We start from the raw sequence: 25,782 nt of genomic DNA, 5'->3' as shown, positions 1-25,782 counted from the left end.
ACCAACACCCCACCAGAACAGAAGGAGCGAGAATGCCACGCGCACTCGTCACAGGAATCACCGGCCAGGACGGCTTGTACTTGGCCGAGCTCCTCCTCGCCAAGGGGTACGAGGTCTTCGGGCTCATCCGAGGACAGAACAACCCGAAGCTCGATCTCGTTCGATCCACGGTTCCCGGCGTCACGCTGCTGACCGGAGACCTGACTGATGTGTCGAGCCTCGTACGGGTGCTGTCGATCGCGCAGCCCGACGAGGTCTACAATCTCGGTGCGATCTCCTTCGTCGCATACTCCTGGGAGAACGCCGCTCTGACGACCGACGTCACCGGCAAGGGAGTGCTGAACATCCTCGAAGCCACCAGGCTCTACGCGGGTGACGACATCGAACGCGTGCGCTTCTACCAAGCCTCCTCATCCGAGATGTTCGGAAAGGTGCAGCACGTCCCCCAGAGCGAGTCCACTCTGCTCTGGCCGCGGTCTCCCTACGGCGTCGCGAAGACCTACGGGCATTACATGACCATCAACTACCGTGAGTCGTACGGCATGCACGCCTCCAGCGGCGTGCTTTTCAACCACGAATCGCCGCGGCGCGGACCAGAGTTCGTCACTCGCAAGGTCTCGCAGGCCGTCGCTCGAATCAAGCTCGGCCTGCAGCAGGAACTCGTGATGGGCAACCTCGATGCCAAGCGGGACTGGGGCTTCGCTGGCGACTACGTCGAGGCGATGTGGCTCATGCTGCAGCAGCCGGTGGGCGATGACTTCGTCATCTCAACCGGGGAGACCCACTCGATCGGCGAACTGCTCGATGTCGCATTCGCCGCCGGAGGCATCGACGACTGGACTCCCTACGTGCGACAGGATCCGCAGTTCATGCGCCCGGCCGAGGTCGATCTGCTGATCGGAGACTCCACCAAGGCTCGCGAGACGCTCGGGTGGAAGCCGACGGTCACCTTCGAGCAACTCGTCACCATGATGGTCGAATCCGATCTGGCCGAGCAGTCCCGAGCCCGCTGACATCATGGTTCGCGCATTCGTCACCGGCGCGACCGGGCAGGATGGCAGCTACCTCGTCGAGCGCCTCCTCGCCGACGGCGTCGAGGTCCACGCCCTGGTTCGCCGTCAGACCGAGCCCGAGACCACGGCGATCCCCGCCGCAGTCGTCGAGCACGTCGGGGACCTCGCTGACCCGGCGACACTGCACCGGGCGATCGACGCGGCCGCACCCCAGATCATCTACAACCTCGGCGGGATCAGCTCGGTCGCGGCCTCGTGGTCAGATCCACTCGCCACGTCCGCCGTCACCGGCACCGCCGTCGGTGTCATCCTCGAAGCCGCTTGGCGGCTCCGTGAGGCGGGTGCCGGCGACGTTCGAGTCGTGCAGGCCTCGAGCGCCGAGATCTTCGCCGGCACGGCGGTGGTCCCGCAGGACGAGCGGACCCCGATCGCTCCTATCAACCCCTACGGGGCGGCAAAGTCCTATGCTGCCCACCTCGTCGACGTCTATCGGCGTCGCGGCCTGCACGCCGCATCCGCGATTCTCTACAACCACGAGTCGCCACGGCGGCCGGTCGGCTTCGTGACTCGCAAGATCACGTATTCGGCCGCCGCGATCGCAGCAGGCACACAGGACCGACTCGTGCTCGGTGACCTGTCCGTTCGACGCGACTGGGGGTGGGCACCCGACTATGTCGACGCGCTCGTCCGCATCGCCGAAGCGGACCGACCAGATGACTACGTCGTGGCCACCGGGACCTCGCACTCGATCGAGGACTTCCTCAACGTCGCCTTCGACGAAGCGGGCATCGGCGATTGGCGTCCCTTCGTCGAGACCGACCCCCGGTTCATCCGACCGACCGATGCGGCCGAGCTGCGAGGGGATCCCGCCAGGATCGCCCGCAAACTCGGGTGGAGGCCGACTGTCGGATTCGACGAACTCGTGCGCCGGATGGTTCGTCACGACCTCGAACTCGCGCGAATCGATCTCCCGACCGGGAGTTAACCGGCCGGCGTGGCCTCGTGCGTGGAACGGGCGAGGCGTTCGTACAGTGCACGGTGCACGTCGCTGCAGTGCTCCCAAGTGAAGGTCGCGGCTCGCTCGACACCACGTGCGCCGAGCTCCGAACCGAGTCGAAGTGCTTCATCGACGCCGTCGGCGATCGACGTCGGGTCTTCCGGATCGAAGTACACGGCGGCGTCTGCGCATATCTCCGGAATTGATCCGGATGCCGACGCCGCGACCGGGCACCCTGCTGCCATGGCCTCGAGGGGCGGCAGCCCGAACCCTTCGTACAGGCTCGGGAACACAAGCGCCGCCGCGCTGCGATACAGTACGCCGAGTTCCTCCCGTGAGACGTGACCGGCCCACTCCACTCCTTGCGGCAGATCACCGAGCTTGTCGAGGTCGCCACCGCTGAGCACGAGCCGCATGTCAGGATGCCGCTCCCGCACGAGCGCGAACGCAGCGAAGAGTCGCTCGTGGTTCTTGTGGCGCCACGCGCGCGCGGGGTAGAAGAGGAAGTCCCCGCGTTCGCCGAGGTTCGGTGCGAAATCGACGGGGTCGTAGCCGAGGTGCGCGACGGTGATCCGGTCTGGAGCGATTCCGAGATGGTGCACGAGACGCGCCTTGGTGAACTCGCTGATCGTCACGACGGCGTCGGCGCGTCGCGCCGCACGGTCGTAGGCGAATCTGCGGAACAGCCGCTCGAACGGGTGGAAGAGTTCGGGGAGGTCGAGGTGCTGGGTGTCGGCGATGGAGACGATACTCGTCTGCGAGCGGAGCGATGACGGGATCGGTACCGTCAACGGATAGTGCACGATGCTCGCTCCGCGCATCGATCGCCGAAGCGCAGACGACTGGAGCACGACACGCGCCATGCCGAGGAGTCGTCGCAGACCCGAGGCGCTCGAGGTGACGGGAGCGAGCTCTTCCGCTACGCCGCCATTCCAGCCTGCGGCGTTGCGAGGCAGATGCACACGCACATCGACCCGGGGGTCGCGCGCGAGTCGCGCGACCGTCTCCTTGGCGTACACCTCGCCGCCCCCATGACCCCCTGGATACAACGTCAGCAGGGCGATGGCCACGCGAGGGCGAAGGGATGCGTTGGTCGGCGAAGGAGTCACATCGTTCATTGTCTCAACTCCTCCACCCCGGTCGCGCACACTCCCCCGCCCGGATCGCCCCGGCGAACGCCTAGACTCGGTCGGTGATCATCTGGCCCGCATACCTCGACGCCCCCGCACCCGGACTGGCCCGCACGCGATGACGAGCGTCGAGGAGTTCACCGCTCCCCCCTCCGATCATGGTGCCGGTTTCACCCGGGTCCTGGTGGCGACCGTCGTCATCGGCATCGCCGGATATGCCATCACCTGGCTCGTCCCCCGGGTCGTCGGCGTCGGCGAGTACACGACATTCGCACTCTTCTGGTCGTTCGTCTTCCTCGTGGTCGCCGGCCTGTCCGGGGTGCAGCAGGAGATCACCAGGGCCACCCGCCCCGCCGGCGCGCCGCGCGTCGACCGTGCCGCACACGCCGGACGGTTTGCGCTCATCGCCGCCGGGCTCGTCGGCGTCGTCGTCATCGCGTCCGCGTTCCTCTGGGCCGAGAGCCTGTTCCCCGGGCTGGGTTGGGCGATGGTCCCGCCGCTCGCCGTCGCGTCAGCCTCGTACACGCTGGTCGCGGTGCTCTCCGGCACGCTGTACGGCGTCGCGGCGTGGACGGCCGTCGCCTGGTGCATCGCGCTCGACGGCACCATACGCCTCGTGCTCATCGCCGTCACGTTGCTCTTCACGCACGATCCGGTCATGCTGGCGTGGGCGATCTCGTTGCCATTCCTCATCACATTCGTCGTGATCTGGCTGTCGATTCGACGTTCCCTCGTCGGCCGCACGCATCTCGATGTCACGTATCGCGACCTGACGTGGAACTCCGCACGGACCATCGTCGCCTCGATCTCGATGGGTGCGCTGGTCAGCGGATTCCCTCTCCTGCTCGGCCTGACGTCGCCGAACGCGCCCGAGGTCGAGCTCGGCGTGCTGATCCTCCTCTCCACGCTCGTCCGCGCGCCGCTCATCGTGGTCGGCATGGCCCTCCAGAGCTTCCTCGTCGTCCTGTTCAAGGAGCGGAGCGATCGTTGGCGTCTACTGCTCGCGATCGAGACAGCGGTCGTCGTCGCCGGCCTCGTGATAGCCGGGCTGGGATGGTGGCTCGGACCGGCCGTATTCGAGATCCTCTTCCCGGGCGAACCGGTTCCGTCCGGCGGACTCATCGCAGTGCTCGCCCTGTCGTCGGCACTCGTCGGCGCGCTGTGCGTGACCGCCCCCGCCGCACTCGCCCTCTCGATGCACGGCCTGTACACCGGGGGATGGGTGGTCGCCGCCCTCACGACGCTCCTCTGCCTGCTCGCACCGCTTCCGTTGGAGACACGCACGATCGTGGCGCTCCTCGTCGGTCCCGCCTGCGGCCTCGCCGTCCACGCCGTCGGGCTGATCCATGGCGCACGACGGGGCCGGTCGAAGTAGGCTCGAACCACCTCAGGATCGGAGACCGATGTCACCGGATGACGCCGCAGAAGGCTACGCGGATTGGAAGGGTTGGACCACCGAGACCTTCGGCCACTTGTCGCGCGGAGACACCGACTATTACTCGCGTGAGGTACGCGACGTCGTGAGGCGGAACTCGGTCGGCCGTGTCCTCGAGATCGGATTCGGCAACGGCGCATTCCTCGCCTTCTGCCGACGTCAGGGCTGGGATGTCACGGGCGTCGAGCTGCTCCCCGAGCTGGTCGACGCCGCCAACGCCGCAGGATTCAGCGCGTACCCGAGCGATCGGCTGGCTGACGTCCCGAATGGATCGTTCGATGCGGTCTTCGCCTTCGATGTCTTCGAACACATCGCGCCGGAAGCGAGCATCGACTTCCTCCGCGCACTCAGGGCAAAACTCCGACCGGGTGGGGTGCTCATGCTCCGCTATCCGAACGTCGACTCATGGATCGGCAATCCGTTCCAGTACGGAGACGTCACGCACGTGAACGCGATCGGCGCCCTCAAGATGGGCTACTACGCTGACACCGTCGGCTTCGACGTGATCGCGCTTCGAGCCACGAAGCGCCGCGGATTCGCAGTGTCGCCCATCCACGGCATCCACGCCCTCACCGCTGGTGTGCTCGCGAAGATCGTCGCGGGCGTGGCGAAGGCGGTGTATTTCCCCGACATCCGGGTCGTGCTCTCGTCGTCATCGGTGATCACGATTCTGACTCCTCGGGAGTAATGCCGCCGCACGCGGCGCGCTCCCCCCCTCTCAGGCTCCGCTAGGGCGCCTCACGCCCGAGCAGTTCTTCCTCCAGAGCCCGGATTCGCAGGTCCTGGAGCGCGGACTGCTCGGCAAGCACCCGGGTCTTGCTCTCGAGCGTCGTCAGCTCGGCACTCGCCTGGATGCAGACCAGGAACAGGATCGCAATACTCACGAAGAACACGAGATTGACCGGCACCGCGATGCCGATCGCCTGCGCGGCCCAGTCGAGGGTGATGGGAAAGATGCCCACGATGAGTGCGAGCACCCCTGCGAGCAGCCACCAGAAGGCGTGCCGTTCCCGCAGCCTGCGCCGCCTGAGCATCTCGACGACGACGACGAGGGTGCCCAGCGCGGCGAGAATGCCGAAGATGTAACTCGTGACACTCACTATTCGGATACTCCCGTTCTGAACGTCGACGCCGGGCGCATGAGGGCGAAGACCATGGCGAGCATCGCACGCCCGAGGTAGACCGCTGACTTGAACGGGTTGTGCGACGGCACACCGGCCGCGCGTTCCCGCATCGCCGTCGGCACCTGCCGTACCACGCAACCCGCGCGGAGCGCGATCACGAGGGCCTCGATGGTATCGCCGAGGTATTCGGCGGGATAGTGCTCGGCGAAGAGTACGAGGGCCTTCGGTCCGGAGGCGCGGAATCCCGAGGTGGTGTCGGTCAGCCGAGTGCCTGCGAGCCGACTCAAGGACGTTGCGAGCAGTTTCATCGCCCACCAGCGCGGACCGGCCGATTGGTAATCGCCTTCGCCGGCGAAGCGGGCGCCGAGAACCACGTCCGCCTCGGCGAGCTTGTCGAGCAGTGCGGGTACCCCCGCCGGGTCGTGTTGGCCGTCGGCGTCGATCTGCACGGCGATCGAGTAGCCGTTCGCGACGGCGTACCGGAATCCGGCACGCATCGCACCGCCGACACCGAGGTTGAACGGCAGCCTCAGGACTCGCGCACCCGCGGCCGTCGCCACTTCTGCAGTGGAGTCAGACGAGCCATCGTCGACGACGAGGACGTGGACGCCGGGAAGTTCGCGGAGGACCTCACCTACAGTGCGACCCACGGATGCCTCTTCGTTGAACGCCGGCATGACGATGAGAGTTCGGTCGAGGGCGTCTGGCACGAACCGATCCTAGCAAGCGCCCTGAGATAGGATCTCGGAGGGCGAACGAGCCACCGCCGAAACGCTGATCGCGCCCATCCGATCGAGCAGAAAGCGAAGTCATGTCACGGATCGCCGTCTCCGGAGCCAACGGATTCCTGGGCTGGCATACGCGCTGCGCGATCGAGGGCCTCGGGTCCTCGTCCACCCCCGTTCGCCTCGGAGACCTCAACTCGCCTTCGGCGACCGTGTCCGCGCTGGACGGAGCGGACCGCCTGATCCACCTCGCCGGTGTCAACCGGGGCAGCGATTCGGAGGTCGACGACGGCAACGAGCTATTCGCTCGCCAGATCGCAGCGGCGCTACGACTCGCCGATCAGCCACCCCCCGTCGTCGTCTTCGCCAACTCGATCCAGGCGGGCCTCGGAAACGTCTATGGCGAAGCGAAGCGCCGGGCAGCCGGCATCCTCAGCGACGTGTGCGCCGAGATCGGAGTCGAATTCATCGACGTCCGGCTGCCGAACATCTTCGGCGAGCACGGTCGCCCGTTCTACAACTCCTTCGTCGCGACCTTCTGCGACCTCCTCTCGCACGGCGAGTCACCCACCGTCGAAATCGACCGAGAAGTACCGCTCCTGCATGCCCAGGCTGCCGCGGCCGCCCTGTTGGGCACGGGCGATGTCGAGGGGCGCACGGTTCCCATGTCGGTCTCGAACGTGCTCTCCGAACTCGCGCGATTCGCCGAGCAGTACTCGCGCGGCGAGATCCCCGCGCTCGACACGTCGTTCCAGCGCGATCTGTTCAACACCTACCGCTCATACAGCTTCGGCGTGCGGCAGGTCATCCCCCTGACGAGGAACGCCGACGCCCGTGGCTCGTTCTTCGAGATCACGAGGGCGCACGGCGGCGCAGGCCAGTCGTCGTTCTCGACGACGCATCCGGGCGTGACACGCGGCGATCACTATCACGCACGCAAGATCGAACGGTTCACCGTCGTACGCGGCTCCGCCGTCATACGGCTCCAACGGCTGTTCTCCGACGAGATCGTCCGGCTTCGAGTCAACGGCGATGAGCCGGTCGCCGTGGACATGCCGACCTTCTGGTCCCACAACATCACGAACACGGGAACCGACGAGTTGTACACGAGTTTCTGGATCAACGAGATCTACGACCCCGCAGACCCCGACACCTACCCGAAAGCCATCCCCGCATGAGTAGTCGCCTGAAAGTCATGACCGTCGTCGGAACGCGACCCGAGATCATTCGACTCGCCGCGACGATCAAACGCCTCGACGCCACGACCGAACACCTCCTCGTCCACACGGGCCAGAACTACGACTACGAACTGAACGAGGTCTTCTTCGAGGATCTCGGTCTCCGACGGCCCGACTACTTCCTCGGTGCCGACGTGTCATCGCTCGGCGCCGTGCTCGGATCGATCCTGGCCTCTGTCGAGCGCGTCCTCATCGCCGAACGGCCGGACGCGGTCGTCGTGCTCGGTGACACCAACAGCTGCATCTCCGCGCTCATGGCACGTCGTATGAAGATCCCCGTGTACCACCTCGAGGCCGGCAATCGATGCTTCGACGAGAACGTGCCAGAAGAGGTCAACCGGAAGCTCGTAGACCACGTCTCCGACTACAATCTGGTGTACACGGAGCACGCTCGCCGGAACCTCCTCTCCGAAGGCATTCATCCATCTCGGATCCTGCTGACGGGCTCGCCGATGCGCGAGGTGCTCGATGCGAATAGCGCCGCCATCGAGTCGAGTGACGTCCTCGAGCGCGAGGAGCTCGTCGACGGCGGGTACTTCCTCGTGAGTCTTCACCGTGAGGAGAACGTCGACGACCCGGAGCGCCTCGCCTCGCTGCTCGCCGCCCTCAACGCGCTCGCCGACGCGTACGGGCTGCCGGTGCTCGTCTCCACGCACCCGCGCACGCGGAAGCGCCTCGAGACCCAGGATCCCTCGCTCACGGCGCCCCTCGTCTTCCATGCACCGTTCGGCTTCCACGACTACGTGCACCTCCAACAGCATGCGCGTCTCGTCTTGTCGGACAGCGGAACCATCAGCGAGGAGTCCGCGATCCTCCAGTTCCCGGCGGTGTCCCTGCGCGATGCCATCGAGCGTCCTGAAGCGATCGACACGGGTGTGACGATCACGACCGGCGTCGGCACCGACAGCGTCCTCGACGCCGTCGCGGTAACGCTCAGCCAGTGCGCCGTCGAAGGCGTGGGCGCGGCGCCGTGGGAGTACGAGATCGCCGACGCCTCGCGTCGTGCCGTGAACTTCATCCTCTCGACGGTACGCACCCACCATCAGCGCGCGGGCATCCGTGTCGTGCCCGGCGTCGAGCGCCCGTGAACACCATCTCGATCTGGGAAGCCGCGCTCGCGCGATGAAGATCCTCTTCATCCATGAGGTGAACTACACGGAGAAGGTCATCTTCGAGATGCACGAGTTCCCGGAGCTCCTCTCGCTGCGCGGTCACGACGTCTCGTTCTTCCATTTCCCCGAACACCCGCGAGTGCCTCGACGGTCGCTGCGCAGCTCCATCCGCGTCATCCCCGGCCGGGTGCACCCCGAAGCGCGGATCCGGCTCATCACGCCTCCCACGTTGGGCGGCGGTTCGCTTGACCGGTACCTGGCACCACTTCTCGGCCTCCCCGCGCTGCGGCGGGAGATCGTGCACGGCGGCTACGATCTGATCGTCCTCTATGCCGTACCCACCACCGGATGGCAGACCGTGTCCATCGCGCGACGTCATGACGTGCCGGTCGTGTTCCGGGCGCTCGACGTCTCCCACGGCATCCGAGACACCCCTGTGACCGCGCTGATCAAGCTCGCGGAACGCCACGTGTATCGCACTGCCGACTCGCTCTCGGCGAACAATCCGGCCATGGCCCGGTATTGCGTCGAGGCGTCGGGCCGCACGGGGCCCACTCGTGTCGACATCGCCCCCGTCGACCTCAGTCATTTCGAGCGCGAAGCGCAGAGCGACATCCGGCCGGAACTCGGCCTCTCCGCAAGCGACCGCGTACTCCTGTACATGGGCACCTTCTTCCCGTTCTCTGGTCTCGACACCGTCATACGCGCCCTTCCGTCGCTCATCGCGCGCGACCCCGCCGTCCGGCTGCTCCTCGTCGGCGGCGGCGAGCTCGAGGGAACGCTACGCGCAACGGTCGAGGAGCTCTCGCTCGAACACCACGTGATCTTCACCGGTGTGGTGCCGTACTCCGTGCTGCCCGAGTATCTCGCGGTCGGCGATGTCGGGCTCAATCCGTTCGAGCCCGGCCTCGTGACCGATATCGCGATCCCACACAAGGTGCTGCAGTACATGGCGGCGGGCCTGCCTGTCGTCTCCACCGACCTCGAGGGCCTGCATGGCGTCCTCGGCGACGAATCCGGCGTCACGTTCGTCACCCGGCCCGGCGAAGTCGCAGATGCGGCCTACTTGATCGCCGCGAGCGACGACGCGGCACGGGCCGCCATCGCGGACCGTCAGCGCGAGTTCGCCGACGTCACCTTCTCCGAAGAGGCAGCCGTCGCCGCCTTCGAGGAGCATCTCCGCACGGTGGGATAACATGACGGAGGCCGAACCGGCCCGTCACCACCTCGACCAGAATTGCAGGGCATGAGCAGTCAGATCACGGATTCCATCGTCACGATCACGGGAGGAACCGGGTCCTTCGGCTCGACCATGGCGAAATCGCTGCTCGCGGAAGGCGCGGCGGAGGTGCGCATCTTCAGTCGCGACGAAGCGAAGCAGGATGCGATGCGCCACGCGATCGCGGACCCCCGACTTCGCTTCCACATCGGGGATGTCCGCAACGAGCAGAGCGTGCGGCAGGTGATCCGCGGCACCGACCTGGTCTTCCACGCCGCCGCGCTCAAGCAGGTCCCCTCGTGTGAGTTCTTCCCCCTCGAGGCGGTGGCCACGAACATCCAGGGCAGCGCGAACGTGCTCCACGCTTCGATCGATGCCGGCGTGAAGTCGGTCGTCTGCCTCAGCACCGACAAGGCCGTCTACCCGATCAACGCGATGGGCATGTCGAAGGCGCTCATGGAGAAGACGGCGATGTCGATCGCGCGCGCCAATCAGGATTCCGACACGGTCATCTCCGTGACGCGGTACGGCAACGTGATGTACTCCCGTGGCTCGGTGATCCCTCTCTTCCTCGAACAGCTCCGCTCCGGGCGTCCGCTCACCGTCACGGACCCCAATATGACGCGTTTCCTCATGTCCCTCGCCGAATCAGTCGACCTCGTCAAGTACGCGTTCACCGAGGCGATCACCGGCGACCTGTTCGTCAGGAAGGCGCCCGCCTCAACGGTCGGAGCCCTCCTCTCGGCCGTCGCCCGCGTGGCTGGAGTCGCCGATCCCGAGGTGAACGTCATCGGAGTGCGACACGGCGAGAAGCTGTACGAGTCGCTCCTGAGCTCCGAGGAACGCGCCCACGCCGAAGACCGCGGCGGCTACTTCCGCGTCCCGCTCGACACGCGTTCGCTCGACTACACGCCGTACTTCGAAGAAGGCGAAGGCGAGAATGCGCCCGACGAGGCCTACACCTCACACAACACCGAACGGCTCGACGTCGACGGCGTGGTCGCGCTGCTCGAGACGCTTCCCGAGATCCAGGCACTCGCGGTCAGCCGCGCCTGATCACCCGCACGACACGGCCGCCCGTGCGGCTGCGTCGTGCGGGGGTCGCGCCCGGCGGCGACACCGCCCGCCGTCAGTCGTACCCGATGGTCAGGGCTGGACGACCTCGTAGAGGTGCATCTGCGTGCCGGCCCACTGGGTGGTTCCGTTGTCGCTCAGGCAGGCGGCGTCGAGCTCCGTCGTCGACGCGATGTGTCCGAGCTCGGGAAAGCGTTCGGCGAGGTCGCACGGATCGACCGACACGTAGGTGACGTCGAAGCCGTTCGTCTCGATCTTGAGCTGCTCGCCCGGCGTGAAGATGAATGGCACGTAGCCGCCTGCGCGATTCCATGCGACTTCGAACTCGTGATCGGGGTCCAGCCGCTCCCATTTCTCGACGTCGGGGCCGGTGCGCTGGAAGCCCGAGAGCGACGGCACGCCGTTTGCCAATGCGACCGAATCGAACGTCGAGGAGTCCGACGCCCAGAGGGTCCCGTCTTCCCGTGCCTCAGCGCCTCGCTCCTGCAAGAGCTGCGCGGTCTCGGAGTCGGCGAGATCGGCGAGCCCGAAGAGCACGGGCTGTGAACGCACGACCGTCATGAGCGCGAGAAGCGCCACGAACACGATCGGCCAGATCTTGCGCGGGTATGCCGTCACGACGTAGACGCCTGCTGCGACGCCGAGCCCCGACAGCAGGACCATGAGGGTGGGCATCGAGGGCATCGCATTCGTCTGGAACAGGGATACGGCGAACATCGTCACCGCGCCGCTGAAGAGCCCCGCCAGGGCCGCAACCCACTTGTCCCCCTGAGCCGGGCCCCGTGCGAGCACGATCGCGACGACGATCGACCCCAGGATTCCGACGACTTGGCCCGTGCGGTACGGCGGCACGAGATTCAGGAGCGGGATCATCTCGCCGACTGAGCCGAGGTTCACCGTCGACCAGAACAGCCAGAGCGCCAGCGCAGCTGAGAGCACGAGGAGCGGGACGTTCGCACGCCAAGCGCCGAAACGCCGATATCCGATGACGAGGAGGAACGCCCAGACCGCGGTGATGGTGAACGCAGTCGAGACCTCGCTCGCATTCGAGATGATCGTCGACGAGGAGTTCATCGTTCCGAGCCCGGGTGCTGAGAACAACACCTCGAACGGCTGCGCCGTGGCACCCGACCGGCGTTGTCCGGGGTATACGGTGCCGAGCAGCGCCTGGGCGCTCGCGGAGTTCTCCATGAACGTGCCCGCGACGAACACGAGCGCCACCACACCCGAGATCACGACCGGGATGATGCGCGCTCGCCACGTCGCATCGGCGATCACGATCGCGGAGAGCGTCGCCAGGAGCATGGGGACCCCGATGACGATCGACCATGGCGCGTAGACCGTCGGAATCGCGGTCAGGAGCAACCCGGAGAGCACAGCGAGCAGCACTCCTCGAACGAGGTTGCGTGCCACGAATCGATCGAACGCCAGGCTGAGGACCGCGCAGCCGGCGACGGTGTAGCCGACGGTGTTCAGCGGCCCGAGCGACCACCACGCGACCGCCGGGGAGAGCGCGATGAGCAGCGCTGCCAACCACCCCATCCGACGGCTCCCGCCAACACGTTCGACGAAGATCGGCATTCCAAGGAAGAGGAGGATCATCGGGAGCCACCAGTACAGCGAGAACACCATCTGGTGAGGAAGGACGCCGCCGACAGCCAGGAGGGTCCCTGGGTAGAAGACGACCGTCTCGAAGAATCCACCCGAGGAGAACCGGTGAGCGAGGTCGGCCGGCGTCGACAGCGGGGTCAACGTCGGCGCTCCCCCCGTCTCCATGATCGAGAGGGCGATCGGGGTGCCGACGTTGTACTCGTCCGAGCGGATCCACTGAGGCGTGCCGAACTGCACGGCAAGCGGATTGGACGGATCCTGTGCGAGGTGCGCGATGCCGATCGACGACGTCGTCATGCCGGTCAGGATGAACACCGCGAACACCGCGAGCATCAGCACCGTCGCCCAGCGGTCGTTCACCATCGCCCATGTCGCGAGACGACGACTCGCCGTACGCGCTCGCGCGCTCAGCCCTGACCTTGTCACTGGCGGCACCAATCCTCCGGGTTCGTCGACGAGCCGATGCTCCAGCGACGCCTGATCATATCTCGGGGTTCCAGCGACGCCCGGTCGCGAACCATCAATCCTGGTCGACGAAGACCTTCGCCCATTCCTGCTGCGAGGTGATCTCAGGAAGCGCCGCTCGATAGCGGGCACTCAGGGAAGCCCAGTTCGAACGGTAGCGGAGGTTCAACCGCACCGCGTCCCGGAGCATCGTGCGGAAGAGCTTCGGATTCCGGAGGTGCCAGCGCGCCCCCGAACCCTCGGCGTTCGAGATGAGCACGCTGTCGTGCATGGGCACCTCGAACCAACGCGCGTCCTGGAACGGCAGGTGCGTCAACGGTCGCTCGGTCGCCGGAGCGGCAGGGTTGGAGAAGGCGTGTTTCAGGAACCGCCGCGAGAGCCAGATACCGAGTTTCGCCCCGTGCGGGCCCGTCTCGACGCGCCCGCTGACCACCGATTCGACCTCACGTGCCGGGAAATGCGGCACCTCGGTGGCCCGAACGAGAGTCGCGGACTCGGTGAACTCCTTGCCCAACGCGCGAAGTCGCGGCAGGCGGTCGACCATGTCCTCGTGAAGCTGATCGGGTCCCTCGAGCACATTCCGGATGGCCGCGTGCCGCATGGCCACGGTGTAGTAGTCCATCGTGAGGAGGTTCTTGATGTCGCCCGCCAAGTTTGCTCTCCAGAGCTGTCCGCCTCGTTTCAGAGGGGAATGCAGCAGCGCCGCGACCAGCCGGTTCCGTGCGTGGAAGAACGCCTGCCAATCGTGCGAATCATCCTTGTCTACCCAAGAGACGTGCCACACCGCGGCTCCCGGCAGACTTACCGTCGGATACCCGTGTGCCCGCGCCCGAAGCGCGTATTCGGCGTCGTCCCATTTGATGAACACCGGGAGCGAGAGACCGATCTCGCGAAGCGTCTCGACGGGGATGAGCGACATCCACCAGCCGTTGTAGTCGACGTCGTAGCGGCGGTGCAACCACGGAGTCTGCCGCAGGTTCGAATCGGCGAAGTCGTGTCGCGAGGGGGTGAACGGACCCCAGATGAACGGAGACCACTTAATGCCCTCGGCGTAGGCGTGCAGCTTCGATTTGTCGTACATGTCCAGCATGTGCCCGCCGACGATCGTCGGGGTGCGACACCAGTTCGCGAAGGTCACCGCACGGCGGAGGCTCTCGGCCTCGATCTCCACGTCATCGTCGAGCAGGATGATGTACTCCGACTCGCCCGCCTGGATCGTCTCGTGCATGCCCCGCGAAAACCCGCCGGAACCGCCGAGGTTTCGCTGTTCGATCAGGCGCAGTCGCCCGTCGAGACTCGTGACCGCAGCCGCGTATCCGATGTTCTCGCGGATCGGCTGCGACCCCTGGTCGACGACGAGCACCCGGTCGAGGACAGCACTGGTCTCGGCGTCATCACCGATCTCGCGAAGGAGCTTCGTGCAGTAGTCGCCGCGATTGAGCGTCGTGATGGAGACGGTCGCAGTGCCGGTGCTGCGCGGCGATGCACCGTCTGGCGCGACCCAGTCGGCCTGGATGAGCTCGAACGACTCGTCGCCGGCGATGAGGTCGAACCAGAGCCAGCCGCCGTCGAGATAGGACTCGAGCGGGAGTTCGAACTCGCTCGTCTCATCACCGGAGACCTCGATGCCGTCGACGCGCTGGACGACACCGCGTGCGTTCGAACGGAAGACGATGATGTGGCCGGCGCCTGCCGTTCGTACGCGCAGCCGTACCGATTCCAGCGAAGTCCACGCCGCCCAGTAGCTCGCGGGGAACGCGTTGAAGTAGCTCGCGAGCGAGACCGTCGCCGCCGGCGGAAGGCGGAGGGAGCGCCGACCTGTCAGCCAGGAGAGCCCGTTGTTGTTCGTGAGACGCAACGCGTACCGCGCCTGATCATCGGGCGAGAATCCGCGGGCGCGCGCCAACTGCAGCGCAGCGTCGTCTCCGCTTCGTTCGAAGGTCCAGACCTCCGGATCGAGATAGAGCGGGAGTGACTGCGGATCGCCGTGCTCGGGAAAGATGACCCGTTGGATGACGGCGGGCGCTGACGTCGCGGCCGAATCGTCGTTCACGCGAAGGCCGGCTTCAGCTTGTTCTCGTACATGGACAGCGCGGATCCGATCGCCATGTGCATGTCGAGGTATTGGTACGTGCCGAGACGACCGCCGAAGTACACCGCCTCCTCCTGCTTCCCGAGCTCGCGATACGCCATGAGCATCGCCCGATCGTCGGGCGTGTTCACCGGGTAGTAGGGCTCGTCACCGCGCTCCGCGAAGCGCGAGAACTCGCGCATGACGATGGTCTTGTCGGCGGGGTACTCGCGTTCGGGATGGAAGTGCCGGAACTCGTGGATGCGCGTGTACGGCACTTCACGATCGGCGTAGTTCATGACCGACGTTCCCTGGAAGTCTCCGATCGGCAGGACCTCGCGTTCGAAATCGAGCGTCCGCCATCCCAGCTCACCCTTCGCATACTCGAAGTAGCGGTCGATCGGGCCGGTGTAGACGATCGGTACACGGCCTGCCAACTCGGTCTTGTTGATCGGCTGGGAGGTGTCGAAGAAGTCGGTGGACAGACGCACCTCGATGCCTGGATGATCGGCCATGCGCTCGATCCACGCCGTGTAGCCGTCGGTGGGCAGCCCCTCCCAGGTGTCGTTGAAGTATCGATTGTCGTAGGTGTAGCGGACCGGAAGCCGGCTGATCACTTCTGCGGGCAAGGCGGTGGGATCGGTCTGCCACTGCTTGGCCGTGTAATCGCGCACGAAGGCCTCGTAGAGCGGGCGGCCGATGAGCGAGATCGCCTTCTCCTCGAGGTTGCGCACCTCGCCAGAGGCGAGTTCCGCAGCCTGCTCTGCGATCAACGCCCGCGCCGAGTCCGGGCCATGCGCCGAACGGAAGAATTGGTTGATGGTTCCGAGGTTGAAGGGCAGCGGGTAGACCTCATCGCGATGATTGGTGTACACCCGGTGCACGTAGTCGGTGAACGACGTGAAGCGGTTGACGTACTCCCACACGCCGGGGTTCGAAGTGTGGAAGAGATGCGCGCCGTAGCGATGCACCTCGATGCCCGTCTCCGGGTCGGCCTCGCTATACGCGTTGCCGCCGATGTGGTCGCGGCGATCGATGACGAGGACTCGCTTGCCGAGTTCGTCCGCCACCCGCTCCGCGATGGTGAGGCCGAAGAACCCCGAGCCGACGACGACCAGATCGTATTCCGTCATGTACACCTACTCCGTTTCCGCACAGCTCGCGTCGGATCGTCGGATCCGGAGCGGCCAAAGGTCGATTCTAGCCCGATGAGTCCGAACGTGGGATCCGAGCCGTTGGGCCGGTGACGGCCCGCAACTCCGATCGCCAGGCACCCAGCCGTCGGCGCCCCCGCACGTGGCGGAGCAGGCTCCACCCGGCGAGCACGAGTACGATCGCGATTCCAGCGACGACCTGCAGCACCCAACCCGGACTCCAGTAGGAGACGACGATCGTGCTCCCGTCGGACGAGGGGTCGAGCGCGACGGTCAGCAGCAGACCGTTCGTCGGGCCCCCTTCGACGATGGTTCCGCCATCGACGGCGTATCCGGGCCACGGCAGCCGGGACAGTGCGAACATCCCGCCGTTGGATGGAACGGCGTCGACCTGGAGCGTGAGACCCATCGCGTCCTGCTCGAGAACCGTGACCTCGGTTCCATCCGATGTCCAGGCCAGCCCACCCGCACCGGGGATTGGGTCGTCGCGGACGATGGTGCGGGTCAGCGTGGTGTCGTCGGTGACGTGCCAGCCGTCGGGCACGTCCGACCAGGATGACTTGGGGATGGTCGACTTGATCGACTGCACCGTGCTGACACCGAAGAGATCGACGAACGTGCGGCCGGTCGCCGGATCGGTCTCGAACACGCGATTGTAGGCCTCGGCGCAGGTTCCGCCGTTGTACAGCATGCAGAGGCGCGACTGGTACGGCGGGTAGTAGACCGCCGAGTACGCGTTCTGAACCGACTCGGGGTTCAGGTAGAACATGTTGCCCGTGAGCGTCTCATCCCAGTACTCCGGTTTCTGGAGACCATCGTCGACCGCCCCGAGCACGAGGACGTCGCCCTGCGCCGACTTGAACTGGTCCTGGTAGTCGGCGATCGCGGTCGGGTTGCCGTAGTCCCGGAGTGGAGACATCGGCGCGACGATGTGCTGCGGAACCAGCATCGCCAGCCCGATGCCGATGACGATCAGGGCTCCGAGAGCCGGCCGCACTGCAGACGCGTCGTCGGCGACGCGACCGCGACGAAGTGGGCTGCCACCGCTCACGAGGTACAGCGCGACGATCCCCACGAGTGCGATCACCGAGACGACGCCCTGCCACTTCCAGTGATCGGGCGAGGTGGTGAACGCGAAGAAAGCCGACCCGAGCCAGGCAGCGATGGCGACGCCGAGGCGTGCACGGGAGACCGGATGCCGCAGCGCGAGCGCCACTCCGACGCCGACGACCACCAGCAGACTGACGGTGACGTACGGCATCACGCGGACCGGGAAGCGCAACGGTCCGAAATCACTCGGCAGGAATACGAGCACCAGCGACGCCCCGAGCACGAGCACGAGACTGAGACGCCGACGAAGGAGCGACACGAGCCGCCGCCAGTCGATGAAGGCGAGGACCGGGAGGAACCAGGCGATGTAGAGCAGCGGCGCGTTCGGGAAGTTCGTGCCGAAGAACCCCATCTGCGGCCCGCCGACCGGGACCGCTGAGGCCGCGAGGCCATTCAGGTTTACCGTCAGCAGCCCAGAGTTCACGACCCCCGTTGAGCGCCCGGTGTTCGGGGAGATCAGGAGACTCGGCAGATGCACGATCACGGCGAACGCACCGGCGACCACGGCGGCGAGGAACGCACGGATGATCTCGGGCCGCTCGCGCCGCATGATTGCTTCGATCAGGGTCGCGACGATCGCGGCCGCGAGCATGAGCGTACCGTGGACGTATCCGATGCCGATGAGGCTGATGCACGCGGCTGCCGCGAGTATCGGCGACTTCGCCTCGAAGACGGTGCGCCGGACAAGCGCCCAGGACAGGGCCCACAGCGACCATGCGAAGAAGCCGTTCACCCAGGACGCCGCGTCGATGTAAAGCGTGAACCCGCTCAGCGACGCCGCGACGCCGATCGCCGCCGCCCAGGCCGGACTCACCCCGAATGTACGCGCGAGCAGCCACCCACCGAACGCCGCGACACCGAAGAAGCACAGCTTCACGATCGTGATGTAGACCATCGCATCGGCCGCGGCGTGCATGGCGAGGCCGATGAGCCAGAGCAACGGACTGAAGATGCCCCAAGCGCCTTCCGCGAGGTAGTGGCCCGATTGCCACACCGTCGGGTTGATGATCGACCAATCGCCGGCGAGAACGCGGTTGCCGATCTCCCACCACTGTCCGAGCGCACCCGATTGCGTGTCGTCGACGAAGTAAAACTCCGCATTGAATACGAGTGGCACCGAGGCGCCGAGGATCGCCACCACGACGGTCGCGACCGCCCACATCACCCTGCTGCGCATTCGAGAATTATCCCCTACCCGCCCGGCGCGCTCGCGCGCGAGTTCGAACGCGAGTCGATGATGCCGGGCCATGCGAGAGAATGGATGCATGCCCTCACTGGTTTCGATCGTCATTCCGGCGTACAACAACGCCGACTACCTCGCCGAGACTCTCGAATCCGTGCTCGCGCAGACGTACCAACGGCTCGAGGTGATCGTCGCCGACCATGCCTCCACCGATCGCACCTGGGAGGTCATGGAGGGCTACGCCGGTGATCCGCGGATCACCTTGCTTCGAACGGAGGCGGGCGGCGGCGCTCTGCGCAATTGGAACCGTGTGAGCCAAGCAGCAACGGGCACCTACCTCAAGCTCGTCTGCGGCGACGACCTCATCGCCCCCGAGTCCGTGGCGAAGCAAGTGGCAGCACTCGAATCGAACCCGGGCGCGGTGCTCGCGGCATCCGCTCGCGACCTCATCGATGCGTCGGGTCGCCCCTTCGTCCGCGCACGCGGCCTCGCCGGTCTCCTCGGTCGTCACGGCGGAGGAGACGCCATCCGCCGTTCCGTGCGGCGCGGCACGAACATCTTCGGAGAGCCGGGATGCGTGATGATGCGCCGGGACGTGCTCGAACGTGTCGGCTGGTGGGACTCCCGGTTCCCCTATCTCATCGATCAGGCGACGTACTCACGCGTGCTCCTCGAGGGAGACTTCGTCGGCGTTGACGGCTCTTTGGCCGCGTTCCGCGTGTCCTCCAGCCAGTGGAGCGTGCGCCTGGTGCGCGAGCAGGCGGAACAGACGGTCGGGTACAACGCATGGCTGGCCGACGAGCACCCTGAGGTGATCAGTCGCAGCGACCAGCGCATCGGCGATGTCCGTGCACGGCTGATGGCTCGCACCCGCCAGCTCGCATACGCCTACCTCGGAAGACGGATGTCGCGCGCGGTCGTCGACGCGCCGGCCGAGGCCTCATGAACAACGCACGGCAGCAGGGCCGCCCTGTGGTAGATTCCCGTTCCGTGAGCCCCGACACGGACGCGTCTGCACCCGAGGCGCACACGATCTCGATCGTGATCCCCGTCTATCAAGGCGAACGCACTCTCGCGGCACTTCTGGCCGAGATTCTTCCGCTCACGTCACGGCAGCACAGCGCCGATGGCCACCTGCACGTCGTGAGCGAAGTGCTGCTCGTCAACGACAACGGTCCCGACGGCTCCGACGCCGTGATCCGGGAGCTCGAGGCACGGTACCCGGTGGTCCGCGGCGTCTGGTTGAGCCGGAACTTCGGACAGCACGCCGCCACGCTCGCAGGCATGGCCTCCGCCGGATCCGATTGGATCGTCACGCTCGACGAGGACGGCCAGCACGATCCGACCGACATCGCCGGCCTCCTCGACACTGCGATGCGGGAGCGGGCCTCGGTGGTCTACGCGAAGCCGACGAACGAAGCGCCGCACGGTGCGCTCAGGAACAACGCCTCGCGCATGGCGAAGCGCACGCTCGAGCGGCTCACCGGCACGAAGGGCGCCACCGACTACCAGAGCTTCCGGCTCGTCCTCGGCAACGTCGGGCGCAGCGTGGCCGCCTTCGCAGGGTCGGGGGTCTACCTCGATGTCGCCCTGGGTTGGGTCGCCGGGAGAGTCGTGACCTCCCCGGTCCTCCTGCGAGAGGAAGGCGATCGTCGATCCGGTTACTCGAAACGGCGTCTGTTCGCGCATTTCGCCCGGATGGTGCTCACCAGCGGCACTCGAGGCCTTCGCGCGGTCGGGCTCCTCGGCATCATCGTCGCGCTCCTCGGAGTCGTGTTCGCGATCGTCGTCCTGATCCAACGGCTCGTCGGCGACATCGCGATCGAAGGGTGGGCGTCGACGGTCATCCTCATCCTGCTGAGCTCCGGAGCGATCCTGTTCTCACTCGGCGTCGTCGCCGAGTACATCGGCGTCAGCGTCAACATGGCGATGGGGCGCCCGTCCTATCTCATTCTGAGCGACCCCGCCGATGGTCCACTTGGTCGATCACCGCATCGGGCGCCGACCGAATCCCCATGACCGTCGTCTGGATCGTCGGGGCCGGCGGCCTGCTCGGCAGGGCGGTCGTCACCGCCGTTGACAAGCGGCAGGGGTGGCGGCGTCTCCCTGTCGCCTCGCTCCCCTGGCATGATGCCGACGACTTCGAGCACGTCACCCGCAGCAACATCCGCGGGCTGCTCGCCGCGCGCCACGCCGACGAGCGCTGGGCGGTGGTGTGGGCCGCCGGCGCCGCAGTCACCTCCACGCCGCAGTCGGAGATCGACCGCGAGCTCGACCAATTCCGACGGTTCCTCGCCGTCGTCGCCGAGGAGTCGGAGGCCGCCGCGCCATCGGGCGCCGTGTTCTACGCATCCTCCGCGGGCGGGATCTACTCGGGGTCGAAGAACCCGCCGTTCGACGAGTCGAGCGACGTGGCGCCGATCTCACCGTACGGTCGGTTCAAGCTCGACGCCGAGCGGGTGCTCGCCGAGTTCTCCCTTCATACCGGCATCCGGTCCGTCTCGGGGCGCATCGCGAACCTGTACGGACCCGGTCAGAGCCTCGACAAGATGCAAGGCCTCATCTCGCACCTCGCCCGTGCGCAAGTGTCGCCCGCCGTGGTCTCGGTCTACGTCTCGCTCGATACCATGCGCGACTACCTCTTCGTCACCGACGCTGCAGAACTCGTGCTCGACGTCGTCACCCGCTCCTTCGACGTCCCGGCCGCCTTCACGATCAAGAACCTCGCCTCCGGGCGGTCAGTCACGATCGCAGAGCTGATCGGACATCTCCGGGTCATCCTCAAACGCCGGCCGACCGTGCTGCTCGGCACCTCGGCAGCCGCCGCACTGCAGGCGCATGATCTCCGAGTGCGCTCAACGGTATGGACGGACCTCGACGCGCGAGACCTCACTCCACTCGTCGTCGGAATCCGAGCAACGCTCGACGACGTGATGCGAAGCGTGCAGTCCGGTGGTCAGCCGTCTGCGAGCAGGCGCATCAAGTAGTCGCCGTATCCGCTCTTCACCAGCGGATGCGCGATCGACGCGAGCTGTTCGTCATCGATCCATCCGGCTCGCCAGGCGATCTCCTCGATGCATCCGATCTTGAAGCCTTGCCGCTCCTCGATCACTCGCACGTAATCGCTCGCCTGCATCATGGACTCGAACGTGCCCGTATCCAGCCAGGCGGTGCCACGATCGAGTACCTGCACCCCCAACCGGCCGTCCTCCAGATACCGTGCGTTGACGGTCGAGATCTCCAGTTCGCCGCGGGCGCTCGGCTCGATCGACTTCGCGATGCCCACGACGTCGTTGTCGTAGAAGTAGAGCCCGGGGACGGCGTAATTGCTCTTTGGATGCTCCGGCTTCTCCTCGATCGAGCGCACCGTGCCTTCGGCATCGAACTCGACCACGCCGTAGGCGGCCGGATTCGATACGTGGTACGCGAAGATCCGCGCACCGTCGATGTCGGTGTTCGCTCGCAGTGAGCGGCCGAGTCCTGCGCCGTGGAAGATATTGTCGCCCAGCACGAGCGCCACGGAGTCGTCACCGATGAAGTCCTCGCCGATGACGAATGCCTGCGCCAGTCCGTCAGGAGACGGCTGCACGGCGTACTCGAGCCTGATCCCGAGATGGTGTCCGTCGCCGAACAGTGCACGGAATCGCTCCTCGTATTCCGGCGTCGTGATGATCAGGATGTCGCGGATGTCAGCCATCATCAGGGTCGACAACGGGTAGTAGATCATCGGCTTGTCGAAGATCGGCATGAGCTGCTTCGAAATGCCTTTGGTGATCGGCCACAAGCGGGTACCCGAACCTCCGGCGAGGATGATGCCCTTCATCACTCACGCTCCTTCTTCGCGGCCGGCGCCGCTTCGTGTCTTGGAGCGGACCACGCCGGCAGGATTCCCGCGGCGAGCGCTTCCGCGAGGCTCGGCGCCTCTTCGTCCTTCGGCGAGAGCAGGACATCGTCGACATCGATCGGCAGCTTCAAACCGATCTCGGGATCCAGCGCATTGACGCCGTGCTCGCGTTCCGGGCGATAGACATCGGAGACCAGATAAGTGACAACCGCGTCATCCGAGAGCGCCAGGAACGCATGCCCGAGCCCTTCGCTGAGGTACACGGCACGTCGATCGACTTCGTCGAGCAGCACCGAATCCCACTGGCCGAAGGTCGGCGAGCCGACCCTGACGTCGACGACGAAATCGAGGACTGCGCCCCGCACCGCAGTTACGTACTTCGCCTGCCCCGGGGGGACATCGGCGAAGTGGATGCCGCGGAGCACGCCCCGCTTCGACACCGACATGTTCGCCTGACGAAGATCGAGCGCTGTGCCGACCGCTTGCTCGAGCGCGTCGAAGCGATACCACTCTGCGAACATTCCGCGATCGTCGCCGAACTGCCTCGGGGTGATTTCAAAACTCCCGGACACACCGAGCTCACGGATCTGCACGCCCGCCAGCATATCGCGCGCCGCCGGATAGAATCTCGGGGTCCCCCAAAGAACGGAGCCCACCGATGAAGCTACTCGTGACCGGCGGCGCCGGATTCATAGGCTCGAACTTCGTGCACCACGCGCTCGAGCACTCGTCGCACGAGATCACCGTGCTGGACAAGCTCACCTACGCGGGCAACCTCGCCTCCCTCGACGGTCTGCCGGCCGATCGCTTCCGCTTCGTCAAGGGGGACATCACCGACTCGGAGCTCGTGGATTCGCTATTCGCCGACCACGACGCCGTCGTGCACTACGCCGCCGAGAGTCACAACGACAACTCGCTCGACGATCCGCGTCCGTTCCTCGAGACCAACATCATCGGGACCTATACCCTCCTCGAGGCCGCGCGCCGGCACGGAACGCGGTTCCACCACATCTCGACCGATGAGGTCTACGGCGACCTCGCGCTCGATGACCCGTCGCGATTCACGGAGGATACTCCGTACAACCCGTCGAGCCCGTACTCCTCCACCAAGGCGGGCAGCGATCTTCTCGTCCGCGCATGGGTGCGCTCGTTCGGCGTGCAGGCGACCATCTCCAACTGCTCCAACAACTACGGGCCGTACCAGCACGTCGAGAAGTTCATTCCCCGCCAGATCACCAACGTGCTCGGCGGCGTCCGGCCGAAGCTCTACGGCACCGGTGAGAACGTCCGCGATTGGATCCATGCAGACGATCACTCGGCGGCTGTGCTCACCATTCTCGAGCGAGGCGTCCTCGGGGAGACCTACCTGATCGGCGCCGACGGCGAGAAGAGCAACAAAGACGTCGTCGAGCTCATCCTGACCGAGCTCGGCCGAGCGGCCGACGACTACGACCTCGTCACCGACCGCCCCGGCCACGACCTTCGCTATGCGATCGACTCGACGAGGCTGCGGAACGAACTCGGTTGGGCGCCCCGCTTCGCCGACTTCGAAGCAGGTCTGCGGTCCACGATCGCGTGGTACAAAGGCAACCAGTCATGGTGGGCGCCACAGAAGGCCGACACGGAAGCGCGATACCAAGCGCAGGGGCAATGAGCGGGCTCCGCTACCTCATCACCGGGGCGAACGGAATGCTCGGGCGCGACCTGCGAATCGCGCTCGCCGATCGCGATGTCACTTCGCCCGGCCGTTCAGACCTCGACATCACCGACGAGTCGGCCGTGCTCGAGGCGGTGCGGGGTCATGACGTCGTGATCAACGCCGCCGCGTACACGGCGGTGGATCAGGCGGAGTCCGATGAGGCTGCCGCCTACGCGGTGAATGCGATCGGCGCACGGAACCTCGCGCGCGGGTGTTCTCGCGCGGGCGCGAGGCTCGTGCAGATCTCGACCGATTACGTGTTCGACGGGCTCAGCACAGTCCCGTATCCCGAGTCAGCGCCGCGCAATCCGGTCTCCGCCTACGGCCGAACGAAGGCAGCGGGCGAAGAGTTCGTGCTCGCCGAACTGCCGGACCGCTCGTACGTCGTCCGCACCGCGTGGCTGTACGGCGCACACGGCAAGAACTTCGCTTCGACGATGCTCGAGCTGGCGGCCTCTCGGCCGACCTGGTCGGTCGTCGACGACCAGCGGGGTCAACCGACGTGGACGGTCGATCTCGCAACCAGCATCGTCCGAATGCTCGACGCAGATGTGCCTTCGGGTATCTTCCACGGCACGAGCTCGGGCGAGACGACCTGGTACGGCTTCGCGCGCGCAATTCTCGAGACGGTGGGGCTCGATCCTGATCGAATCGAGCCGACGGACAGCTCGAACTTCATCCGACCCGCACCGCGCCCGGCCTTCTCAGTGCTCGGTCATACCGGTTGGGAAGCCGTCGGTCTGCCCGTCATACGTGACTGGCGGATCGCCCTCGATGCGGCCGCCGAACATGGCGGCCTCGACACGCGTTGACCAGACGAGACCCGCCTGAAGCAGGTCAGAAGCTCGCGACACCGCCAGCGACGCGGACGACTCCGCCCTGAAACGACTGCGTGTAGTTCCCGCTCTCGGGATTCGCCGTCGGTGCGCCGTTCGGGAAACCGAGGGCACCCCGTTCTTGCCCGTGGCTGAGCCAGAAACCAAGCACTGTGGTCGGCACGGCGTACGCTCCGGCCGGGCTCTGAACCATCCAACCGCCCGCGAACTCCTGCCGGCACGCCCCGCCCAAGAGGTCACAGAGCTGCGAGCTCCTCGCCTGACCGAGCCAGGGGCTCGCCAGCACCGCGCTGAACCACGGGTCAGTCGTGCTCGAAAGCCTCGCGACCCCGCCGGACACGGTCACGACACCACCCTGGAACGACTGCGTGTACTCGCCGGACGACGGATCAGCCGAAGGCGCACTCGTCGGGAAGCCGATGATCCCACGCTCTCGCCCCCAGTTGTTCCACAACGAGATCACCGCGCCGGGTACCGCATACGCTCCGGCCGGGCTCTGAACCATCCAACCGCCCGCGAATGCCTGTCGGCACGCCCCGCCCTTGAGATCGCAGAGCTGCGAGCTCTTCGCCGGACCGAGCCAGGGGCTCGCCAGCACCGCGCTGAACCACGGATCGGTCGTGCTCGAGAGCCTGCCGACCCCGCCCGAGACGGTCACGACACCGCCCTGGAACGACTGCGTGTACTCGCCGGACGACGGATCAGCCGAAGGCGCACTCGTCGGGAAGCCGATGATCCCACG

General features: G+C 66.2%; 24 protein-coding genes. 14 read left to right on the top strand and 10 right to left on the bottom strand.

Annotation, left to right across the window (positions count from 1 at the left end):
- Positions 1-32: 32 nt before the first annotated feature.
- Complete coding sequence (locus VPH61_RS15920) at positions 33-1,013, top strand: GDP-mannose 4,6-dehydratase (protein WP_332064492.1); 981 nt, start codon at positions 33-35, stop codon at positions 1,011-1,013.
- Between the two features lie 4 nt (positions 1,014-1,017).
- The gene (locus VPH61_RS15915; RefSeq protein ID WP_332064491.1) at positions 1,018-1,998 is read left to right on the top strand and encodes a GDP-mannose 4,6-dehydratase; all 981 of its coding nucleotides are present in this window, start codon (positions 1,018-1,020) and stop codon (positions 1,996-1,998) included.
- Here the strand turns inward: VPH61_RS15915 and VPH61_RS15910 are convergent.
- On the bottom strand, positions 1,995-3,128 hold the full coding sequence (locus VPH61_RS15910) for a glycosyltransferase family 4 protein (protein WP_332064490.1): 1,134 nt from the start codon (positions 3,126-3,128) through the stop codon (positions 1,995-1,997). The two genes, VPH61_RS15915 and VPH61_RS15910, sit on opposite strands and share 4 nt — an antisense overlap.
- Positions 3,129-3,324: 196 nt before the next feature.
- Between VPH61_RS15910 and VPH61_RS15905 the strand changes: the two genes are divergently transcribed.
- Entirely contained in the window at positions 3,325-4,515 is a 1,191-nt protein-coding gene (locus tag VPH61_RS15905) for a hypothetical protein (protein WP_332064489.1), read from the top strand.
- Positions 4,516-4,543: 28 nt separating this feature from the next.
- Positions 4,544-5,263, top strand: a complete 720-nt coding sequence (locus tag VPH61_RS15900) for a class I SAM-dependent methyltransferase (RefSeq protein WP_332064488.1) — start codon at positions 4,544-4,546, stop codon at positions 5,261-5,263.
- Between the two features lie 40 nt (positions 5,264-5,303).
- Here the strand turns inward: VPH61_RS15900 and VPH61_RS15895 are convergent, their stop codons facing one another.
- Positions 5,304-5,675, bottom strand: a complete 372-nt coding sequence (locus VPH61_RS15895; protein ID WP_332064487.1) for a DUF2304 domain-containing protein — start codon at positions 5,673-5,675, stop codon at positions 5,304-5,306.
- The gene (locus VPH61_RS15890) at positions 5,675-6,376 is read right to left on the bottom strand and encodes a glycosyltransferase family 2 protein (protein ID WP_442879124.1); all 702 of its coding nucleotides are present in this window, start codon (positions 6,374-6,376) and stop codon (positions 5,675-5,677) included. The genes VPH61_RS15895 and VPH61_RS15890 overlap by 1 nt, the downstream gene beginning before the upstream one ends.
- Before the next feature lie 134 nt (positions 6,377-6,510).
- Here VPH61_RS15890 and VPH61_RS15885 point away from each other — a divergent pair, with 134 nt between their 5' ends.
- The 4 genes from VPH61_RS15885 to VPH61_RS15870 are packed head-to-tail and all read left to right on the top strand — an operon-like array spanning position 6,511 to position 11,049.
- Entirely contained in the window at positions 6,511-7,602 is a 1,092-nt protein-coding gene (locus tag VPH61_RS15885) for a polysaccharide biosynthesis C-terminal domain-containing protein (protein WP_332064485.1), read from the top strand.
- Positions 7,603-7,619: 17 nt separating this feature from the next.
- A complete protein-coding gene (gene wecB, locus VPH61_RS15880) occupies positions 7,620-8,750 on the top strand; it encodes a non-hydrolyzing UDP-N-acetylglucosamine 2-epimerase (protein ID WP_332064484.1) in 1,131 nt (376 codons plus the stop codon).
- 34 nt (positions 8,751-8,784) lie between these two features.
- Complete coding sequence (locus VPH61_RS15875) at positions 8,785-9,969, top strand: glycosyltransferase (protein WP_332064483.1); 1,185 nt, start codon at positions 8,785-8,787, stop codon at positions 9,967-9,969.
- A 51-nt stretch (positions 9,970-10,020) separates the two neighbouring features.
- On the top strand, positions 10,021-11,049 hold the full coding sequence (locus VPH61_RS15870; RefSeq protein WP_332064482.1) for a polysaccharide biosynthesis protein: 1,029 nt from the start codon (positions 10,021-10,023) through the stop codon (positions 11,047-11,049).
- Between the two features lie 90 nt (positions 11,050-11,139).
- Here the strand turns inward: VPH61_RS15870 and VPH61_RS15865 are convergent, their stop codons facing one another.
- The 4 genes from VPH61_RS15865 to VPH61_RS15850 all read right to left on the bottom strand — a co-directional run bounded on the left by VPH61_RS15865 (position 11,140) and on the right by VPH61_RS15850 (position 18,655).
- Positions 11,140-13,041, bottom strand: coding sequence for a DUF7657 domain-containing protein (locus VPH61_RS15865; RefSeq protein ID WP_332064481.1), 1,902 nt, complete (start codon positions 13,039-13,041; stop codon positions 11,140-11,142).
- Positions 13,042-13,198: 157 nt separating this feature from the next.
- A complete protein-coding gene (locus VPH61_RS15860; protein WP_332064480.1) occupies positions 13,199-15,196 on the bottom strand; it encodes a glycosyltransferase in 1,998 nt (665 codons plus the stop codon).
- Positions 15,193-16,347, bottom strand: coding sequence for a UDP-galactopyranose mutase (gene glf, locus VPH61_RS15855; RefSeq protein ID WP_332064479.1), 1,155 nt, complete (start codon positions 16,345-16,347; stop codon positions 15,193-15,195). The genes VPH61_RS15860 and glf overlap by 4 nt, the downstream gene beginning before the upstream one ends.
- Positions 16,348-16,414: 67 nt before the next feature.
- Positions 16,415-18,655 carry a hypothetical protein gene (locus tag VPH61_RS15850; RefSeq protein WP_332064478.1) on the bottom strand — a complete coding sequence of 747 codons (2,241 nt, stop codon included), beginning with the start codon at positions 18,653-18,655 and terminating at the stop codon, positions 16,415-16,417.
- 88 nt (positions 18,656-18,743) lie between these two features.
- On the opposite strand from VPH61_RS15850, the gene VPH61_RS15845 reads away from it, so the two are divergent.
- From VPH61_RS15845 to VPH61_RS15835, 3 genes are read left to right on the top strand one after another with little or no spacing between them, the layout of a single operon-like run.
- Positions 18,744-19,607 carry a glycosyltransferase family 2 protein gene (locus tag VPH61_RS15845; protein WP_332064477.1) on the top strand — a complete coding sequence of 288 codons (864 nt, stop codon included), beginning with the start codon at positions 18,744-18,746 and terminating at the stop codon, positions 19,605-19,607.
- Positions 19,608-19,651: 44 nt separating this feature from the next.
- Positions 19,652-20,680 (top strand): glycosyltransferase, encoded by a 1,029-nt coding sequence (locus VPH61_RS15840; RefSeq protein ID WP_332064476.1) that lies wholly within the window; start codon positions 19,652-19,654, stop codon positions 20,678-20,680.
- Positions 20,677-21,648, top strand: coding sequence for an NAD-dependent epimerase/dehydratase family protein (locus tag VPH61_RS15835; protein WP_332064475.1), 972 nt, complete (start codon positions 20,677-20,679; stop codon positions 21,646-21,648). Before VPH61_RS15840 ends, VPH61_RS15835 begins: the two co-directional genes overlap by 4 nt.
- Here VPH61_RS15835 and rfbA read toward each other — a convergent pair.
- Together rfbA and rfbC are read right to left on the bottom strand one after the other, a co-directional pair.
- The gene (gene rfbA / locus VPH61_RS15830; protein WP_332064474.1) at positions 21,618-22,484 is read right to left on the bottom strand and encodes a glucose-1-phosphate thymidylyltransferase RfbA; all 867 of its coding nucleotides are present in this window, start codon (positions 22,482-22,484) and stop codon (positions 21,618-21,620) included. The genes VPH61_RS15835 and rfbA overlap by 31 nt on opposite strands.
- Positions 22,484-23,098 (bottom strand): dTDP-4-dehydrorhamnose 3,5-epimerase, encoded by a 615-nt coding sequence (gene rfbC / locus VPH61_RS15825; RefSeq protein ID WP_332064473.1) that lies wholly within the window; start codon positions 23,096-23,098, stop codon positions 22,484-22,486. Before rfbC ends, rfbA begins: the two co-directional genes overlap by 1 nt.
- 65 nt (positions 23,099-23,163) lie before the next feature.
- Between rfbC and rfbB the strand changes: the two genes are divergently transcribed.
- Both rfbB and rfbD read left to right on the top strand, forming a co-directional pair.
- Complete coding sequence (rfbB, locus tag VPH61_RS15820) at positions 23,164-24,159, top strand: dTDP-glucose 4,6-dehydratase (protein WP_332064472.1); 996 nt, start codon at positions 23,164-23,166, stop codon at positions 24,157-24,159.
- On the top strand, positions 24,156-25,016 hold the full coding sequence (gene rfbD, locus VPH61_RS15815; RefSeq protein WP_332064471.1) for a dTDP-4-dehydrorhamnose reductase: 861 nt from the start codon (positions 24,156-24,158) through the stop codon (positions 25,014-25,016). The genes rfbB and rfbD overlap by 4 nt, the downstream gene beginning before the upstream one ends.
- A gap of 25 nt (positions 25,017-25,041) precedes the next feature.
- Here the strand turns inward: rfbD and VPH61_RS18880 are convergent, their stop codons facing one another.
- Positions 25,042-25,638, bottom strand: coding sequence for an LGFP repeat-containing protein (locus VPH61_RS18880; protein WP_442879123.1), 597 nt, complete (start codon positions 25,636-25,638; stop codon positions 25,042-25,044).
- Here VPH61_RS18880 and VPH61_RS15810 point away from each other — a divergent pair.
- Positions 25,583-25,782 (top strand): hypothetical protein (locus VPH61_RS15810; protein ID WP_332064470.1); only part of this gene is annotated, 200 nt, incomplete at its 3' end. The genes VPH61_RS18880 and VPH61_RS15810 overlap by 56 nt on opposite strands.

The sequence above is a fragment of the Agromyces sp. CCNWLW203 genome (genome assembly GCF_036576125.1).
GTDB lineage: Bacteria > Actinomycetota > Actinomycetes > Actinomycetales > Microbacteriaceae > Agromyces.
Note: the sequence above shows the minus strand (reverse complement) of the source record. Positions and strands in the feature narration are given on the sequence as shown.